Consider the following 16,669-nt stretch of genomic DNA (forward strand, 5'->3'; position numbering starts at 1 on the left):
ATTCTAGGCGGACAGCGCGCAGTAAGCGCAGCATACATAAGTATGTGAGCATTACGAGCACTGCCCAACAACGAATTGATGCTTGTGTAGCCATGACCTTTAAAGTCGTCTTCGAGAGAAACACCTTCGGGTTGTGAGGTTAAGCGAATAAGCGTACACGGTGGATGCCTAGGCAATCAGAGGCGATGAAGGACGTGCTAATCTGCGATAAGCGTCGGTAAGGTGATATGAACCGTTATACCCGACGATTTCCGAATGGGGAAACCCAATATCCAATGGATATTATCATTAACTGAATACATAGGTTAATGAAGCGAACCGGGAGAACTGAAACATCTCAGTACCCCGAGGAAAAGAAATCAACCGAGATTCCCCTAGTAGCGGCGAGCGAACGGGGAACAGCCCAGAGTCTTAATCAATAGCAGCATCAGGAGAACGGTCTGGAAAGTCCGGCAGTAAAGGGTGATAGCCCCGTATCTGAAGATGCTGTTATTGTGAACTCGACGAGTAGGGCGGGACACGTGTTATCCTGTCTGAATATGGGGGGACCATCCTCCAAGGCTAAATACTCCTGATTGACCGATAGTGAACCAGTACCGTGAGGGAAAGGCGAAAAGAACCCCGGCGAGGGGAGTGAAAAAGAACCTGAAACCGTGTACGTACAAGCAGTAGGAGCCTCTTCGTGAGGTGACTGCGTACCTTTTGTATAATGGGTCAGCGACTTATATTCTGTAGCAAGGTTAACCGAATAGGGGAGCCGTAGGGAAACCGAGTCTTAACTGGGCGAATGAGTTGCAGGGTATAGACCCGAAACCCGGTGATCTATCCATGGGCAGGTTGAAGGTTGGGTAACACTAACTGGAGGACCGAACCGACTAATGTTGAAAAATTAGCGGATGACTTGTGGATGGGGGTGAAAGGCCAATCAAACCGGGAGATAGCTGGTTCTCCCCGAAAGCTATTTAGGTAGCGCCTCGTGAACTCATCTTCGGGGGTAGAGCACTGTTTCGACTAGGGGGTCATCCCGACTTACCAACTCGATGCAAACTGCGAATACCGAAGAATGTTATCACGGGAGACACACGGCGGGTGCTAACGTCCGTCGTGAAGAGGGAAACAACCCAGACCGCCAGCTAAGGTCCCAAAGTCATGGTTAAGTGGGAAACGAAGTGGGAAGGCTCAGACAGCCAGGATGTTGGCTTAGAAGCAGCCATCATTTAAAGAAAGCGTAATAGCTCACTGGTCGAGTCGGCCCGCGCGGAAGATGTAACGGGGCTAAACCATGCACCGAAGCTGCGGCAGCGACACTATGTGTTGTTGGGTAGGGGAGCGTTCTGTAAGCCTGCGAAGGTGTACTGTGAGGTATGCTGGAGGTATCAGAAGTGCGAATGCTGACATAAGTAACGATAATGCGGGTGAAAAACCCGCACGCCGGAAGACCAAGGGTTCCTGTCCAACGTTAATCGGGGCAGGGTGAGTCGACCCCTAAGGCGAGGCTGAAAAGCGTAGTCGATGGGAAACGGGTTAATATTCCCGTACTGGTGGTAACTGCGATGGGGGAACGGAGAAGGCTAGGTTGTCCGGGCGACGGTCGTCCCGGTTCAAGCATGTAGGCAGAGTGATTAGGCAAATCCGGTCACTTAATGCTGAGGTGTGATGACGAGCCACTAAGGTGGTGAAGCAATTGATGCCCTGCTTCCAGGAAAAGCCTCTAAGCTTCAGGTTACCAACAATCGTACCCCAAACCGACACAGGTGGTCAGGTAGAGAATACTCAGGCGCTTGAGAGAACTCGGGTGAAGGAACTAGGCAAAATGGTGCCGTAACTTCGGGAGAAGGCACGCTGGCGGTAAGTGAAGTCCCTTGCGGACGGAGCCGAAGCCAGTCGAAGATACCAGCTGGCTGCAACTGTTTATTAAAAACACAGCACTGTGCAAACACGAAAGTGGACGTATACGGTGTGACGCCTGCCCGGTGCTGGAAGGTTAATTGATGGGGTTATCCTTAGGGAGAAGCTCTTGATCGAAGCCCCAGTAAACGGCGGCCGTAACTATAACGGTCCTAAGGTAGCGAAATTCCTTGTCGGGTAAGTTCCGACCTGCACGAATGGCGTAATGATGGCCAGGCTGTCTCCACCCGAGACTCAGTGAAATTGAACTCGCTGTGAAGATGCAGTGTACCCGCGGCAAGACGGAAAGACCCCGTGAACCTTTACTATAGCTTGACACTGAACATTGAGCCTTGATGTGTAGGATAGGTGGGAGACTTAGAAGTGTGGACGCCAGTCTGCATGGAGTCAACCTTGAAATACCACCCTTTAACGTTTGATGTTCTAACCTAGGCCCATAATCTGGGTCGGGGACCGTGTCTGGTGGGTAGTTTGACTGGGGCGGTCTCCTCCTAAAGAGTAACGGAGGAGCACGAAGGTTGGCTAAGCATGGTCGGACATCATGCGGTTAGTGCAAAGGCATAAGCCAGCTTGACTGTGAGAGTGACGGCTCGAGCAGGTACGAAAGTAGGTCTTAGTGATCCGGTGGTTCTGAATGGAAGGGCCATCGCTCAACGGATAAAAGGTACTCCGGGGATAACAGGCTGATACCGCCCAAGAGTTCATATCGACGGCGGTGTTTGGCACCTCGATGTCGGCTCATCACATCCTGGGGCTGAAGTAGGTCCCAAGGGTATGGCTGTTCGCCATTTAAAGTGGTACGCGAGCTGGGTTTAGAACGTCGTGAGACAGTTCGGTCCCTATCTGCCGTGGGCGTTGGAAGATTGAGAGGGGTTGCTCCTAGTACGAGAGGACCGGAGTGAACGCACCACTGGTGTTCGGGTTGTCATGCCAATGGCATTGCCCGGTAGCTAAGTGCGGAAGAGATAACCGCTGAAAGCATCTAAGCGGGAAACTTGCCTCGAGATGAGTCTTCCCTGTCACCTAGAGTGACCTAAAGGAACGTTTAAGACTAAGACGTTGATAGGCTGGGTGTGTAAGCGTAGCGATACGTTGAGCTAACCAGTACTAATGAACCGTGAGGCTTAACCTGACAACACCGAAGGTGTTTTGTCTGAGAGACGAACATCGATGAAGTAAGCTTGTTTAAGATTGAATATTGCTGGTTACTGAGAAAGAAACAACAGTAACGGGTAATGATACCGAATTTGCTTGGCGGCCATAGCGCAGCGGACCCACCTGAATCCATGCCGAACTCAGAAGTGAAACGTTGTAGCGCCGATGGTAGTGTGGGGTCTCCCCATGTGAGAGTAGGGAACTGCCAGGCATCAAATTTAGGCTGTGTCAGCCGGTGACAATAAGCCACTAGTGCTGATATGGCTCAGTTGGTAGAGCACACCCTTGGTAAGGGTGAGGTCCCCAGTTCGAATCTGGGTATCAGCACCATAAAAAATTATTATAACTGCATAAACAGACGGTTATAAATACAGAATTTGCTTGGCGGCCATAGCGCAACGGTCCCACCTGATCCCATGCCGAACTCAGAAGTGAAACGTTGTAGCGCCGATGGTAGTGTGGGGTCTCCCCATGTGAGAGTAGGGAACTGCCAAGCATTAAATAAGACGAGAAAGCCAACCCAATGGGTTGGCTTTTTTGCATTCTAAGACATCTGAAATGCAGATGTAATATCTCCAAACTAATCACCTATCACTTTGCTATCCTCGACGATGCTTGGCTGTTAAACTAAGTCATCAGCTAAATGAGGTAGACTTTCATGAAAGAATCGGTTTCATTGCAAGCATTTAATACATTTGGTTTGAGAGCAAAAGCTCACCAAATAAAAACTGCAAATAATAAAGATGAGCTTTGTACATATTGGCAAAATGCCCATGAGCAGAAATTACCAACTCTTATTTTAGGTGGCGGTAGCAACGTATTATTTACAGAAGATTTTAATGGTATTGTTATTCGCAACTGTATTGCTGGTATTGAAATTACTGAGGATGAACAATATTGGTCTGTTTATGTTGGTGCAGGCGAAAACTGGCATGCACTTATTGAATACCTGTTAGAAAAGAATATCTATGGACTGGAAAATTTAGCGCTGATCCCAGGTAATGTGGGCTCAGCACCAATACAAAATATCGGCGCTTATGGCAAAGAATTAAAAGATGTTTGTGCTTATGTGGATATTATTGAATTAAGTACTGGGCATGTTAGTCGATTGACAAATGAAGCGTGCCAATTTGGTTATCGTGATAGTATTTTTAAACATCATTACCAGCAAGGCTTTGCGATTATTGCTGTTGGCTTACAGCTTAGTAAAAAATGGGAGCCTATCCTTACCTATGGTGATCTATCAAAATTATCATTAGAAACGGTAACGCCAAAAGATGTGTTTGGATCTGTGTGCTCTATGAGAACGAGTAAACTACCCGATCCTACCCTTACAGGTAATGCAGGCAGCTTTTTCAAGAATCCAATTGTTGATATTCGTATTGCACAACATTTAAAAGCAGAATATCCCTTCTGTCCTCAATATGTTCAACAAGATGGTGTAAAACTTGCTGCGGGTTGGCTAATTGATCAATGTGGCCTTAAAGGCCATCAGATTGGTGGTGCGGCTGTTCATATGAAACAAGCACTTGTTCTCATCAACAAAGACGGTTTAGCTACAGGCAAAGACATTGTTAATTTAGCGGCATATATACGCCAAAAAGTCTTCGAGCGCTTCGGCGTACAATTAGAGCCAGAAGTTCGCTTTATTGGTCAACATGGCGAAATCAATGCAGTGGATGCTATTTCATGAAAGAAACACCTACTCCTTTATTATTAATTGAGCTCCTTGCTGACGGAAATATCCATTCAGGGGAGCAACTAGGCGAAAGCTTAGGAATGACACGCGCAGGCATTAATAAACATATTCAGACATTACGCAGTTGGGGTATTGATGTTCAAACTGTCGCAGGAAAAGGCTATCAACTAGATGCCCCTATGAATTTGTTAAATGTGGATAGTGTAAACAAGAACATCAAAGGTGAACCTGCAAGCGTTATTCCTGTTATAGATTCTACAAACCAATACTTAATCCAACGTATTAGCGAATTAAAATCGGGTGATGTCTGTATTGCGGAATATCAGTCTGCTGGACGAGGTAGAAGAGGGCGTCAATGGATCTCGCCTTTTGGTCGAAATTTATACTTGAGTATGTATTGGAAACTCGATCAAGGACCTGCTGCTGCAATAGGATTGAGTTTAGTTGTCGGTGTTATTATGGCTGAAGTATTACAAAAACTTGGCGCAGATGGCGTTAAAGTTAAATGGCCTAACGATCTCTATTTAAATGATAAAAAGCTTTCAGGCATTCTTGTTGAGCTAACAGGAAAAACAGGTGATGTTGCTCATATTGTCACAGGTATTGGTATCAATATCGCGATGAGTAAAAATCAAAATGAAGCCATTAACCAACAATGGATTAATTTAGAGCAAGTTGGTATTAAAATTGACAGAAATGAACTTGCTTGTGAAATTACAAATGCATTAAGAGATGCATTTGTTCAATTTGAAAAACAAGGGTTATCTGTGTTTATCGAGCGTTGGAAACGTTTAGATAATTTTATGGATCGCCGAGTGAAGCTTATTATTGGTGAAAAAGAGATCTTTGGTATAGCCAAAGGTATCAATGATCAAGGTGCTCTACTTTTAGAACAAGATGGGAAAATCATACCTTATATAGGTGGTGAGATTTCACTGAGAAGTGCGTCGTAATACCTTAAATTGCATCGAACATCTAAAACTAAAAAAGCTTTCCTAAACTGGAAAGCTTTTTATTTATCAATACTATTTTTTAATAACTAAAGCATAATAATACGTAGATAAAACACTGATAATTGTTTAGGTTTATTTACGTAATCTAACATTAGTGATCGTATGATTTTGGCCTTTGGTTAGAATAAGACTCGCTCTTTCTTTCGTAGGCAGAATGTTTTGTTTCAAATTCAAACCATTAATTTCTTGCCAAATTGAAGACGCTATTTCAATAGACTCTTCTCTGCTTAATTTAGAGTAATTATTAAAATACGATTCAGGATCAGTAAACGCACCTTCTCTAAATTTTAAAAAGCGACTGATATACCAGTGTTTTAGTAATTCTTCTTCAGCATCAACATAAATGGAGAAATCTACATAATCTGATACGAAAACATTATGTGGGTCATGAGGATAATCTTGATTGCTCTGTAATACATTCAATCCTTCAAGGATCAAAATATCAGGTTGTTCAATAACCTGTTTTTTATCTGGAATGATGTCATACACTAAATGAGAATAGACAGGGGCTGTTACTTGTTTCTTGCCTGATTTTATATCAGAAACGAAGGAGACAAGGTTATGCATATCATAGGATTCAGGAAATCCTTTTTTTTTCATTATTCCGCGTTTCTTTAACTCTGCATTAGGTAAAAGAAAGCCGTCAGTAGTAATTAAATCAACTTTACGATGTTCTGGCCAACGGGTTAAAAGTGCTTGTAGCAAACGAGCTGTGGTACTTTTGCCAACAGCAACGCTACCCGCTATACCAATAATGTAGGGGATTTTGGCGCTTCTTGTTCCAAGAAACTGCTCTAAGACGGCTTGACGACGTAAGTTAGAACTTATGTAAAAATTGAGCAATCTTGAAAGAGGAAGATAAATCTCAATTACATCATCAATAGAAATTTCTTCGTTAATCCCTTTTAAATCAGCAATCTCTTTTTCGGTTAACGTTAAAGGAACGGAATCTCTTAACGTTGCCCAGTGCTTTCTGTCAAATTCTAAATAAGGGGTTATAAAGCGTTCTTTGTTATTCATAAGCCAACATCTGCCTAATATTCGCAGGTTGGACAGGCTGTTTAAAACACCCGTATCCGATAAAAAATAAACAGCATCATAACGAGTGATGACTCTTAGGCGTAGATATTTTTTAAATTTTTTCTACTTTTTTTGACACGAACTGAATAAATCTGTAAAAAAAGTATAAAAAATAGTCATGAAAATAATTTTTTAGCGTAGACTAATAAGGGTGCAATCAATCTTTTTTCTAAAAATTTATTGATGATTAATAATTTGGGGACTGGATCGATAAATTAGCTTGCTAATCTATCATGAATTTTTGTTGGCATTTTGGTCGTTTTTTTCCTAAAAAATCAACAATTCAATCAAAAATGAACAAAATCTAAGCAAAAGAACAAATATCGCAATTTTTTTGTTGCATCATGATGAAAGTCCTCCTAGAATGCGCACCACTTAGCCGGCATAGCTCAGTTGGTAGAGCAACTGACTTGTAATCAGTAGGTCCCGAGTTCGACTCTTGGTGCCGGCACCATTAAAAATTAGGTTTGGTGGGATACCCAAGCGGCCAAAGGGAGCAGACTGTAAATCTGCCGTCACAGACTTCGAAGGTTCGAATCCTTCTCCCACCACCATTAATTCCTAACTTAAGTGTTTTCAAATAGTAAACACTTAAGTAGAATACAAAGCTGATTTTAAGTCAGGTAGCCGAGTTCTGCGGGCATCGTATAATGGCTATTACCTCAGCCTTCCAAGCTGATGATGCGGGTTCGATTCCCGCTGCCCGCTCCAGATGTGCTGATATAGCTCAGTTGGTAGAGCGCACCCTTGGTAAGGGTGAGGTCGGCAGTTCGAATCTGCCTATCAGCACCACTCCTTCATGTTCTTGCCTCCCTGATTAAAATCTTAACAAGCACTAGCAAATCGCTAATTTACTTACTGCTTGGTTGATGTGGTGTAACCACCGATTCCGTGTCTTAGAGGGACAATTTAAATGTCTAAAGAAAAATTTGAACGTTCAAAACCGCACGTTAACGTTGGTACTATCGGCCACGTTGACCACGGTAAAACAACTCTGACTGCTGCAATCACTACAGTTTTAGCTAAAACTTACGGTGGTTCTGCTCGTGCATTCGATCAAATCGATAACGCACCAGAAGAAAAAGCTCGTGGTATCACCATCTCTACTTCACACGTAGAATATGACACTCCAAGCCGTCACTACGCACACGTAGACTGCCCAGGTCACGCCGACTATGTTAAAAACATGATCACAGGTGCTGCGCAAATGGACGGAGCTATCCTGGTTGTTGCTGCGACTGATGGCCCAATGCCACAAACTCGTGAGCACATCCTGTTAGGTCGTCAGGTTGGTGTTCCTTACATCATCGTATTCCTGAACAAATGTGACATGGTAGATGATGAAGAGTTACTGGAATTAGTAGAAATGGAAGTTCGTGAACTTCTGTCTCAGTACGATTTCCCAGGTGACGACACTCCAGTAATCCGTGGTTCAGCGCTGAAAGCACTGGAAGGCGAAGCTGAGTGGGAAGCGAAAATTGTTGAATTAGCAGAAGCACTGGATTCATACATCCCAGAACCAGAGCGTGCAATTGACAAACCATTCCTGTTACCAATCGAAGACGTATTCTCAATCTCAGGCCGTGGTACAGTAGTAACAGGTCGTGTTGAGCGTGGTGTTATCAAAGTTGGTGAAGAAGTTGAAATCGTTGGTATCAAACCAACAACTAAAACAACTTGTACTGGCGTTGAAATGTTCCGTAAATTACTTGACGAAGGTCGTGCAGGTGAGAACGTTGGTGTTCTTCTGCGTGGTACTAAACGTGAAGAAATCGAACGTGGACAAGTTCTGGCTAAACCAGGTTCAATCAAGCCACACACTAAATTCGAATCAGAAGTTTATATTCTGAGCAAAGATGAAGGTGGTCGTCACACTCCATTCTTCAAAGGCTACCGTCCACAGTTCTACTTCCGTACAACTGACGTAACTGGTACTATCGAATTACCAGAAGGCGTAGAAATGGTAATGCCAGGTGACAACATCAACATGATCGTTGAACTGATTCACCCAATCGCGATGGACGACGGTTTACGTTTCGCTATCCGTGAAGGTGGCCGTACAGTAGGTGCGGGCGTTGTTGCTAAAGTATTAGGTTAATACCTGATAGATTTATGCATGAAGAGGGCATCATTAGATGCCCTTTTTTGTATCTGTTATTTAGTGAATTTAAATTAAGTCAAACAATTCACGTTCTGTTGCTATATCGCTTTAGGTTTATATAAACCAAGTAAATACACTTAAGCCAAATAAATAGAAATTGAAATCATAATAATTATCATTTACTATTCACTGCGTGAGTCGTTAATGAGGTTGTTATTATGTATGTCTGTCTTTGCCATGGTGTGAGTGATAAAAAAATTATCTCTACTGTCCATAAACATCAAATCCACACTATTAATGAATTACGTCAGATCCTGCCTGTTGGTAGCTGCTGTGGTAAATGTGTACGCCAAGCTCGTCAACTGATCGAAAATGAACAGTCTGCTCTTTACCCTCAAATTTCTGAAGTTGCATAACAAATTTTAAATTTCCTTTCTCTCCTCTTTGTATAAAAGGTCTACACTGAAAAGACTGGAAGCAAAGGAGCATAAAAATGAAAGGTGATAAAAAAATGATAGCCCACCTTAATAAGTTATTAGGTGGAGAGCTAGTTGCAATTAATCAGTATTTCCTGCATGCCCGAATGTTCAAAAACTGGGGACTTACTCGCCTCAATGAAATGGAATATCATGAATCCATAGACGAAATGAAACACGCAGATAAATATATTGAGCGTATTTTGTTTCTTGAAGGAATTCCAAATTTACAAGACTTAGGCAAACTGAATATCGGTGAAGATGTTGAGGAAATGCTACGTTCTGATCTTGAATTAGAATTAGGTGGTGCCAAAGATTTACGTGAAGCAATTGCTTACGCAGATTCTATTCATGACTATGTCAGTCGTGATCTTATGCTAGAAATCTTAACTGATGAAGAAGGGCATATTGATTGGCTTGAAACCCAGCTCGAACTTATCGAACGCTTGGGGCTTCAAAATTATTTACAAGCCCAAATTATCGAAGAGTAACTCACTCACAATAAAAGAATGATTTACTTTCTTCTATAAATTATTGAATGCTTTTTGAAGCAAAGGTAATGAAGGTTGCCTTTGCTTTTTTTATTTTAAAAAGGTAAAACGAATTTTTATCGCTGATTTTTTATTCTTGGCTTGATTTCATCACTCAGGCAAGTATAATGCGCAGGCTCACTGATTTAGTGGGGCTGATTAATCAGCTAATGCAGATTTTATATTGCATTAATATAATACTCCCAATTGGGGAGTTATATGCAGAACGATTACACTCTCTCATCAATCGAAATGGGTACGAGTAGTGATCATTTACGTTTATAAAAAATAGTTGGAGCTCTGGTCTCATGCAGAACCAAAGAATCCGTATCCGCCTGAAAGCTTTTGATCATCGTCTGATTGATCAATCAACTGCGGAAATCGTAGAGACTGCTAAGCGCACTGGTGCGCAAGTTCGTGGTCCAATCCCACTGCCGACTCGCAAAGAGCGTTTCACAGTGTTGATTTCTCCGCACGTTAATAAAGATGCGCGTGATCAGTATGAAATTCGCACTCACAAACGTCTGGTTGACATCGTTGAGCCAACCGAGAAAACCGTTGATGCTCTGATGCGTCTGGATCTGGCTGCCGGCGTAGACGTGCAGATCAGCCTAGGTTAATCAGGTCATCAAGCGATTGAGAGGTTGAAACAATGATTGGTTTAGTCGGTAAGAAAGTAGGAATGACTCGTATCTTCACTGAAGATGGCGTTTCAATCCCTGTAACCGTTATCGAAATTGAAAACAACCGTGTTACTCAGATCAGAGATCTTGAGAAAGACGGTTATCGTGCCGTTCAGGTGACTACTGGTAGCAAAAAAGCTAACCGTGTACTGAAGCCTGAAGCAGGTCATTTTGCTAAAGCTGGTGTTGAAGCTGGCCGCTTACTACGTGAATTCCGTCTGAATGAAGGCGAAGAATACACTGTAGGTCAAAGCATTAGCGTAGAAATTTTCGCTGACGTTAAAAAAGTCGACGTTACTGGAACATCTAAAGGTAAAGGTTTTGCTGGTACTGTAAAGCGCTGGAACTTCCGTACTCAAGATGCTACCCACGGTAACTCCTTGTCTCACCGTGTTCCGGGTTCTATCGGTCAGAACCAGACTCCGGGTAAGGTGTTCAAAGGCAAGAAAATGGCAGGTCAACTGGGTAACGAACAAGTTACCGTTCAGAGCCTGGAAGTAGTACGTGTTGACGCTGAGCGCAACCTGCTGCTGGTCAAAGGTGCTGTTCCAGGTGCAACTGGCAGTGACCTGATCGTTAAACCAGCTGTCAAGGCGTAACGTCGAGGAGATAGGAATGGAATTGGTAATGAAAGACGCGCAAGGCGCGCTGACTGTTTCCGAAACTACCTTCGGGCGTGACTTTAACGAAGCGCTTGTGCATCAAGTAGTCGTTGCATACGCTGCTGGTGCTCGTCAAGGTACTCGTGCTCAGAAAACCCGTGCTGAAGTTTCTGGTTCAGGCAAAAAGCCTTGGAGACAGAAAGGTACAGGTCGTGCACGTTCAGGTTCAATCAAGAGCCCAATTTGGCGCTCTGGTGGTGTTAGCTTCGCAGCTAAACCACAGGACCACAGTCAAAAAGTAAACAAAAAGATGTACCGTGGTGCTCTGAAGAGCATTCTGTCTGAACTGGTACGTCAAGATCGTCTGATCGTCGTAGAGAAGTTCTCTGTTGAAGCTCCTAAAACTAAGCTTTTAGCACAGAAACTGAAAGATATGGCTCTGGAAGATGTTCTGATCATCACTGCTGATGTAGATGAGAATCTGTATTTAGCAGCACGCAACTTATATAAAGTTGACGTACGTGATGCAGCAACAATCGACCCTGTTAGCTTAATCGCCTTCGACAAAGTCGTCATGACTGCTGACGCTGTGAAGCAAGTTGAGGAGATGCTGGCATGATCCGTGAAGAACGTCTGCTGAAAGTACTGCGCGCGCCGCATGTATCTGAAAAAGCTTCTATCGCGATGGAAAAATCAAACACCATCGTTCTCAAAGTTGCTAAAGACGCGACCAAAGCAGAGATTAAAGCAGCTGTACAAAAACTGTTTGAAGTCGAAGTTGAAAGTGTTAACACTCTGCTGATGAAAGGCAAAGTGAAACGTCACGGTCAGCGTATTGGTCGTCGTAGCGACTGGAAAAAAGCTTACGTCACCCTGAAGGAAGGCCAGAATCTGGACTTCGTCGGCGGCGCTGAGTAAGTCGGAGGAGTAAAGAACAATGGCAATTGTTAAATGTAAACCTACGTCTCCGGGCCGTCGCCACGTAGTTAAAGTGGTAAACCCTGAGCTGCATAAAGGGAAACCTTATGCGCCATTGCTGGAAAAGAACAGCAAGTCCGGTGGTCGTAACAACAATGGTCGTATCACTACCCGTCATATCGGTGGTGGTCACAAACAGGCTTACCGTATTGTTGACTTTAAACGCAACAAAGATGGTATCCCTGCGACAGTAGAACGTCTGGAATATGATCCAAACCGTTCAGCTAACATCGCTTTAGTGCTGTATGCTGATGGTGAACGTCGCTACATTCTGGCTCCAAAAGGCCTGAAAGCGGGTGATAAAGTTCAGTCTGGCGTTGATGCTGCTATCAAAGCGGGTAACACCTTACCAATGCGTAATATCCCGGTTGGTTCTACAGTTCATAACGTAGAAATGAAACCAGGTAAAGGTGGTCAGTTAGCTCGTTCAGCTGGTACTTACGTTCAGATCGTTGCTCGTGATGGTGCTTATGTCACTATTCGTCTGCGTTCTGGTGAAATGCGTAAAGTTCCTTCTGATTGCCGTGCAACTATCGGTGAAGTTGGCAACTCTGAGCACATGTTACGCGTTCTGGGTAAAGCTGGCGCAAGTCGCTGGCGTGGTATTCGTCCTACCGTTCGCGGTACTGCGATGAACCCAGTCGATCACCCACATGGTGGTGGTGAAGGTCGTAACTTTGGTAAACACCCAGTAACACCTTGGGGCGTTCAAACCAAAGGTAAGAAGACTCGTAAAAACAAACGCACTGAACATTTCATCGTTCATCGTCGTACTAAGAAATAATTAGAGGATAAGCCATGCCACGTTCTCTCAAGAAAGGTCCTTTCATTGACCTGCACTTGCTGAAGAAGGTAGAGAAAGCGGTGGAAAGCGGTGACAAAAAGCCTGTTAAGACTTGGTCCCGTCGTTCAACGATCTTTCCTAACATGATCGGTTTGACCATCGCTGTCCATAATGGTCGTCAGCATGTTCCAGTTTACGTTTCCGACGAAATGGTTGGTCACAAACTGGGTGAATTCGCGCCGACCCGTACTTATCGCGGTCATGCAGCCGATAAAAAGGCTAAGAAAAAATAAGGTAGGAGGAAGAGATGGAAACTATCGCTATGCATCGCCACGCTCGTTCTTCTGCTCAGAAGGTTCGCTTAGTAGCTGACCTGATTCGCGGTAAGAAAGTGTCGCAAGCTCTGGAAATTTTAACCTTTACCAACAAGAAAGCTGCTGGTTTAGTGAAGAAAGTACTGGAGTCTGCTATTGCTAATGCAGAACACAACGATGGCGCTGACATTGATGATCTGAAAGTAGCTAAGATCTTTGTTGACGAAGGTCCTTCTATGAAGCGCATTATGCCTCGTGCAAAAGGCCGTGCAGATCGTATTCTGAAGCGCACCAGCCACATCACTGTGGTTGTGTCTGATCGCTGAGACTCTGGAGACTAGCAATGGGTCAAAAAGTACATCCTAATGGTATCCGCCTTGGCATTGTCAAGCCTTGGAATTCCACATGGTATGCGGGTACCAATGAATTCGCTGACAACCTAGACAGCGACTTTAAAGTACGTCAGTACTTAACTAAAGAACTGGCTAAAGCATCTGTATCTCGTATCGTTATCGAACGTCCTGCGAAAAGCATCCGTGTGACTATTCACACTGCTCGCCCAGGCATCGTTATCGGTAAAAAAGGTGAAGATGTTGAAAAACTGCGCAAAAACGTAGCGGATATCGCTGGCGTTCCTGCGCAAATTAATATCGCCGAAGTACGTAAACCTGAACTGGACGCAAAATTAGTTGCTGACAGCATCACTTCACAGCTGGAACGTCGTGTTATGTTCCGTCGTGCTATGAAGCGTGCGGTACAGAACGCTATGCGTTTAGGCGCTAAAGGTATTAAAGTGGAAGTAAGTGGTCGTTTAGGCGGCGCTGAAATCGCTCGTACTGAATGGTATCGTGAAGGTCGTGTACCTCTGCACACTCTGCGTGCAGATATCGACTACAATACCTCAGAAGCACAAACCACTTATGGTGTGCTCGGCGTTAAGGTATGGATCTTCAAAGGTGAGATCCTGGGTGGTATGGCTGCAGTTGAACAGGCGGAAAAACCGGCTGCTCAACCTAAAAAGCAGCAGCGTAAAGGCCGCAAGTAAGGAGAGTCGCTGATGTTACAACCAAAGCGTACAAAATTCCGTAAAGTGCACAAAGGCCGCAACCGTGGCTTAGCTGCTGGTGCGGATGTAAGCTTCGGGACTTACGGTCTTAAAGCTGTGGGCCGTGGTCGTCTGACTGCACGTCAGATCGAAGCGGCACGTCGTGCAATGACCCGTGCAGTTAAGCGTCAGGGTAAAATCTGGATCCGTGTGTTCCCAGACAAACCAATCACTGAAAAGCCGCTCGAAGTCCGTATGGGTAAAGGTAAAGGTAACGTTGAGTATTGGGTTGCCTTAATCCAGCCAGGTAAAGTCCTGTATGAAATGGATGGTGTGCCTGAAGAACTGGCCCGTGAAGCATTCAAGCTGGCGGCAGCAAAACTGCCTATCAAAACCACCTTTGTAACTAAGACGGTGATGTAATGAAAGCAAAAGAGCTGCGCGAAAAGAGCGTTGAAGAGCTGAACACAGAACTGCTGAATTTACTGCGCGAGCAGTTTAACCTGCGTATGCAGGCAGCAAGTGGTCAGTTACAACAGTCTCATCTGTTGAAACAAGTGCGTCGTAATATCGCACGCGTTAAGACTTTACTGACTGAGAAGGCGGGTGCGTAATGACCGATAAAATCCGTACTCTGCAAGGTCGTGTAGTTAGTGACAAAATGGAGAAATCTATTGTCGTTGCTATCGATCGTATGGTTAAACACCCATTATATGGTAAGTTTATCCGTCGTACGACCAAACTGCATGTACATGACGAGAACAACGAATGTGGAATTGGTGACGTAGTAGAAATTCGTCAAACACGTCCACTGTCTAAGACTAAGTCTTGGGCGTTAGTTCGCGTTGTAGAAAAAGCTGTTCTGTAATAAAATAGCCTTTTCGTACGAAATAAACGGCTCAAAACTGAACGAGCCGTTTATTTTTTCTGTCCATATCGAGAATGTGGTGTTATAATGCCGCTCCCTCGTATTATGGGATATTGAACGGCCTCTTCTAATGTGGAAGTGGCTCAGTAGTAGTTGACATTTAGCGGAGCACTAAAATGATCCAAGAACAGACTATGCTGAACGTGGCCGACAACTCCGGTGCACGTCGCGTAATGTGTATCAAGGTTCTAGGTGGCTCGCACCGTCGCTACGCAGATGTAGGTGACATCATCAAAATTACCATTAAGGAAGCAATTCCACGTGGTAAAGTTAAGAAAGGTGATGTACTGAAAGCGGTAGTGGTGCGCACCAAGAAGGGTGTTCGTCGCCCTGACGGTTCTGTCATTCGCTTCGATAGCAACGCTTGTGTATTGTTAAACAACAACAGCGAGCAAGTTATTGGTACGCGTATTTTTGGGCCGGTTACTCGTGAACTTCGTAACGAGAAGTTTATGAAAATAATCTCTCTGGCACCTGAAGTACTCTAAGGAGCAGGCAATGGCAGCGAAAATCCGTCGTGAAGACGAAGTTATCGTGCTGACTGGTAAAGATAAAGGTAAGCGCGGTAAAGTAAAACAGGTTCTTTCTTCTGGTAAAGTTATCGTTGAAGGTATCAATCTGGTTAAAAAACATCAGAAGCCAGTTCCGGCTCTGAACCAACCAGGTGGCATCGTTGAAAAAGAAGCTTCTATCCAAGTTTCTAACGTTGCAATCTTCAATGCGGCAACCGGCAAGGCTGACCGTGTAGGTTTTAGATTCGAAGACGGCAAAAAAGTTCGTTTCTTCAAGTCTAATAAAGAAACTATCAAGTAATTTGGAGTATACGATGGCGAAACTGCATGATTACTACAAAGACGAGGTAGTCCAAAAACTGATGTCTCAGTTTGGTTACCATTCTGTCATGCAAGTCCCTCGGGTCGAGAAGATCACCCTGAATATGGGTGTTGGTGAAGCGATTGTTGATAAAAAACTGCTGGACAATGCAGCAGCTGATTTAGCAGCAATCTCAGGTCAAAAACCTTTGATCACCAAAGCACGCAAATCTGTTGCAGGCTTCAAAATCCGCCAGGGCTATCCGATCGGCTGTAAAGTGACCCTGCGTGGCGAACGCATGTGGGAGTTCTTTGAACGCCTGATCTCTATTGCTGTACCACGTATCCGTGACTTCCGTGGTTTGTCCGCTAAATCATTTGATGGACGTGGTAACTACAGCATGGGCGTACGTGAGCAAATCATCTTCCCTGAAATCGATTACGATAAAGTGGATCGTGTTCGTGGTTTGGATATTACCATTACTACGACTGCGAAATCAGATGATGAAGGTCGCGCACTGTTAGCAGCGTTTAACTTCCCGTTCCGCAAGTAAGGCAGGG

At 44.2% G+C, this 16,669-nt stretch carries 20 protein-coding genes, 5 tRNA genes and 3 rRNA genes; 27 read left to right on the top strand and 1 reads right to left on the bottom strand.

The annotated features are described in order from the left end of the window. Positions 1 to 137: 137 nt before the first annotated feature. The 6 genes from ACWPWK_RS10690 to birA all read left to right on the top strand — a co-directional run bounded on the left by ACWPWK_RS10690 (position 138) and on the right by birA (position 5,715). A 23S ribosomal RNA gene (locus ACWPWK_RS10690) occupies positions 138 to 3,040 on the top strand. Between the two features lie 118 nt (positions 3,041 to 3,158). Then, positions 3,159 to 3,274 (top strand): 5S ribosomal RNA (gene rrf / locus ACWPWK_RS10695). 43 nt (positions 3,275 to 3,317) lie between these two features. Next, positions 3,318 to 3,393, top strand: a tRNA-Thr gene (locus ACWPWK_RS10700). Between the two features lie 50 nt (positions 3,394 to 3,443). Continuing rightward, positions 3,444 to 3,559 (top strand): 5S ribosomal RNA (gene rrf / locus ACWPWK_RS10705). A 162-nt stretch (positions 3,560 to 3,721) separates the two neighbouring features. Next, positions 3,722 to 4,756 (top strand): UDP-N-acetylmuramate dehydrogenase, encoded by a 1,035-nt coding sequence (murB, locus tag ACWPWK_RS10710; protein WP_109374404.1) that lies wholly within the window; start codon positions 3,722 to 3,724, stop codon positions 4,754 to 4,756. Then, positions 4,753 to 5,715, top strand: coding sequence for a bifunctional biotin--[acetyl-CoA-carboxylase] ligase/biotin operon repressor BirA (gene birA, locus ACWPWK_RS10715; protein ID WP_109374405.1), 963 nt, complete (start codon positions 4,753 to 4,755; stop codon positions 5,713 to 5,715). The genes murB and birA overlap by 4 nt, the downstream gene beginning before the upstream one ends. A gap of 132 nt (positions 5,716 to 5,847) precedes the next feature. Here birA and coaA read toward each other — a convergent pair whose 3' ends face one another. Continuing rightward, positions 5,848 to 6,795, bottom strand: coding sequence for a type I pantothenate kinase (gene coaA / locus ACWPWK_RS10720; protein WP_109374406.1), 948 nt, complete (start codon positions 6,793 to 6,795; stop codon positions 5,848 to 5,850). A 438-nt stretch (positions 6,796 to 7,233) separates the two neighbouring features. Here coaA and ACWPWK_RS10725 point away from each other — a divergent pair. The 21 genes from ACWPWK_RS10725 (at position 7,234) to rplE (ending at position 16,662) form a co-directional block, all read left to right on the top strand. Next, a tRNA-Thr gene (locus ACWPWK_RS10725) sits at positions 7,234 to 7,309 on the top strand. Between the two features lie 15 nt (positions 7,310 to 7,324). After that, positions 7,325 to 7,409 (top strand) — tRNA-Tyr (locus ACWPWK_RS10730). An 82-nt stretch (positions 7,410 to 7,491) separates the two neighbouring features. Further along, positions 7,492 to 7,566: transfer RNA gene (locus tag ACWPWK_RS10735), tRNA-Gly, on the top strand. A gap of 5 nt (positions 7,567 to 7,571) precedes the next feature. Then, positions 7,572 to 7,647: transfer RNA gene (locus ACWPWK_RS10740), tRNA-Thr, on the top strand. Between the two features lie 121 nt (positions 7,648 to 7,768). Then, on the top strand, positions 7,769 to 8,953 hold the full coding sequence (gene tuf / locus ACWPWK_RS10745) for an elongation factor Tu (protein ID WP_160229880.1): 1,185 nt from the start codon (positions 7,769 to 7,771) through the stop codon (positions 8,951 to 8,953). A 221-nt stretch (positions 8,954 to 9,174) separates the two neighbouring features. Further along, positions 9,175 to 9,372, top strand: a complete 198-nt coding sequence (bfd, locus tag ACWPWK_RS10750) for a bacterioferritin-associated ferredoxin (protein WP_109374371.1) — start codon at positions 9,175 to 9,177, stop codon at positions 9,370 to 9,372. A 77-nt stretch (positions 9,373 to 9,449) separates the two neighbouring features. After that, positions 9,450 to 9,923 (top strand): bacterioferritin, encoded by a 474-nt coding sequence (bfr, locus tag ACWPWK_RS10755; protein WP_109374370.1) that lies wholly within the window; start codon positions 9,450 to 9,452, stop codon positions 9,921 to 9,923. Positions 9,924 to 10,270: 347 nt separating this feature from the next. Continuing rightward, positions 10,271 to 10,582, top strand: a complete 312-nt coding sequence (gene rpsJ / locus ACWPWK_RS10760; RefSeq protein ID WP_001181005.1) for a 30S ribosomal protein S10 — start codon at positions 10,271 to 10,273, stop codon at positions 10,580 to 10,582. A gap of 32 nt (positions 10,583 to 10,614) precedes the next feature. Then, entirely contained in the window at positions 10,615 to 11,244 is a 630-nt protein-coding gene (gene rplC, locus ACWPWK_RS10765; protein WP_109374369.1) for a 50S ribosomal protein L3, read from the top strand. Positions 11,245 to 11,260: 16 nt separating this feature from the next. Continuing rightward, on the top strand, positions 11,261 to 11,866 hold the full coding sequence (rplD, locus tag ACWPWK_RS10770) for a 50S ribosomal protein L4 (protein ID WP_023583466.1): 606 nt from the start codon (positions 11,261 to 11,263) through the stop codon (positions 11,864 to 11,866). After that, positions 11,863 to 12,165: a 50S ribosomal protein L23 gene (gene rplW / locus ACWPWK_RS10775; protein ID WP_004246962.1), complete on the top strand. Its 303-nt coding sequence runs from the start codon at positions 11,863 to 11,865 to the stop codon at positions 12,163 to 12,165. The genes rplD and rplW overlap by 4 nt, the downstream gene beginning before the upstream one ends. A 19-nt stretch (positions 12,166 to 12,184) precedes the next feature. After that, positions 12,185 to 13,009, top strand: coding sequence for a 50S ribosomal protein L2 (gene rplB / locus ACWPWK_RS10780; RefSeq protein WP_006535497.1), 825 nt, complete (start codon positions 12,185 to 12,187; stop codon positions 13,007 to 13,009). Positions 13,010 to 13,023: 14 nt separating this feature from the next. Then, positions 13,024 to 13,302: a 30S ribosomal protein S19 gene (rpsS, locus tag ACWPWK_RS10785; RefSeq protein WP_004246960.1), complete on the top strand. Its 279-nt coding sequence runs from the start codon at positions 13,024 to 13,026 to the stop codon at positions 13,300 to 13,302. Positions 13,303 to 13,316: 14 nt separating this feature from the next. Beyond that, positions 13,317 to 13,649, top strand: coding sequence for a 50S ribosomal protein L22 (gene rplV, locus ACWPWK_RS10790; RefSeq protein ID WP_006535498.1), 333 nt, complete (start codon positions 13,317 to 13,319; stop codon positions 13,647 to 13,649). 17 nt (positions 13,650 to 13,666) lie between these two features. Continuing rightward, entirely contained in the window at positions 13,667 to 14,368 is a 702-nt protein-coding gene (gene rpsC, locus ACWPWK_RS10795; RefSeq protein WP_023583467.1) for a 30S ribosomal protein S3, read from the top strand. Positions 14,369 to 14,380: 12 nt separating this feature from the next. Continuing rightward, positions 14,381 to 14,791 carry a 50S ribosomal protein L16 gene (gene rplP, locus ACWPWK_RS10800; RefSeq protein ID WP_006535500.1) on the top strand — a complete coding sequence of 137 codons (411 nt, stop codon included), beginning with the start codon at positions 14,381 to 14,383 and terminating at the stop codon, positions 14,789 to 14,791. Beyond that, on the top strand, positions 14,791 to 14,982 hold the full coding sequence (gene rpmC / locus ACWPWK_RS10805; RefSeq protein WP_004238624.1) for a 50S ribosomal protein L29: 192 nt from the start codon (positions 14,791 to 14,793) through the stop codon (positions 14,980 to 14,982). The genes rplP and rpmC overlap by 1 nt, the downstream gene beginning before the upstream one ends. Beyond that, positions 14,982 to 15,236 (top strand): 30S ribosomal protein S17, encoded by a 255-nt coding sequence (rpsQ, locus tag ACWPWK_RS10810; protein ID WP_023583468.1) that lies wholly within the window; start codon positions 14,982 to 14,984, stop codon positions 15,234 to 15,236. Before rpmC ends, rpsQ begins: the two co-directional genes overlap by 1 nt. A 176-nt stretch (positions 15,237 to 15,412) precedes the next feature. Continuing rightward, positions 15,413 to 15,784, top strand: coding sequence for a 50S ribosomal protein L14 (gene rplN / locus ACWPWK_RS10815; RefSeq protein ID WP_004246955.1), 372 nt, complete (start codon positions 15,413 to 15,415; stop codon positions 15,782 to 15,784). 10 nt (positions 15,785 to 15,794) lie between these two features. Beyond that, on the top strand, positions 15,795 to 16,109 hold the full coding sequence (rplX, locus tag ACWPWK_RS10820) for a 50S ribosomal protein L24 (RefSeq protein WP_006535502.1): 315 nt from the start codon (positions 15,795 to 15,797) through the stop codon (positions 16,107 to 16,109). 13 nt (positions 16,110 to 16,122) lie between these two features. Next, a complete protein-coding gene (rplE, locus tag ACWPWK_RS10825; protein ID WP_036933223.1) occupies positions 16,123 to 16,662 on the top strand; it encodes a 50S ribosomal protein L5 in 540 nt (179 codons plus the stop codon). The last annotated feature ends 7 nt before the right edge of the window (positions 16,663 to 16,669 follow it).

The organism is Proteus sp. Marseille-Q3619 (assembly GCF_965283115.1).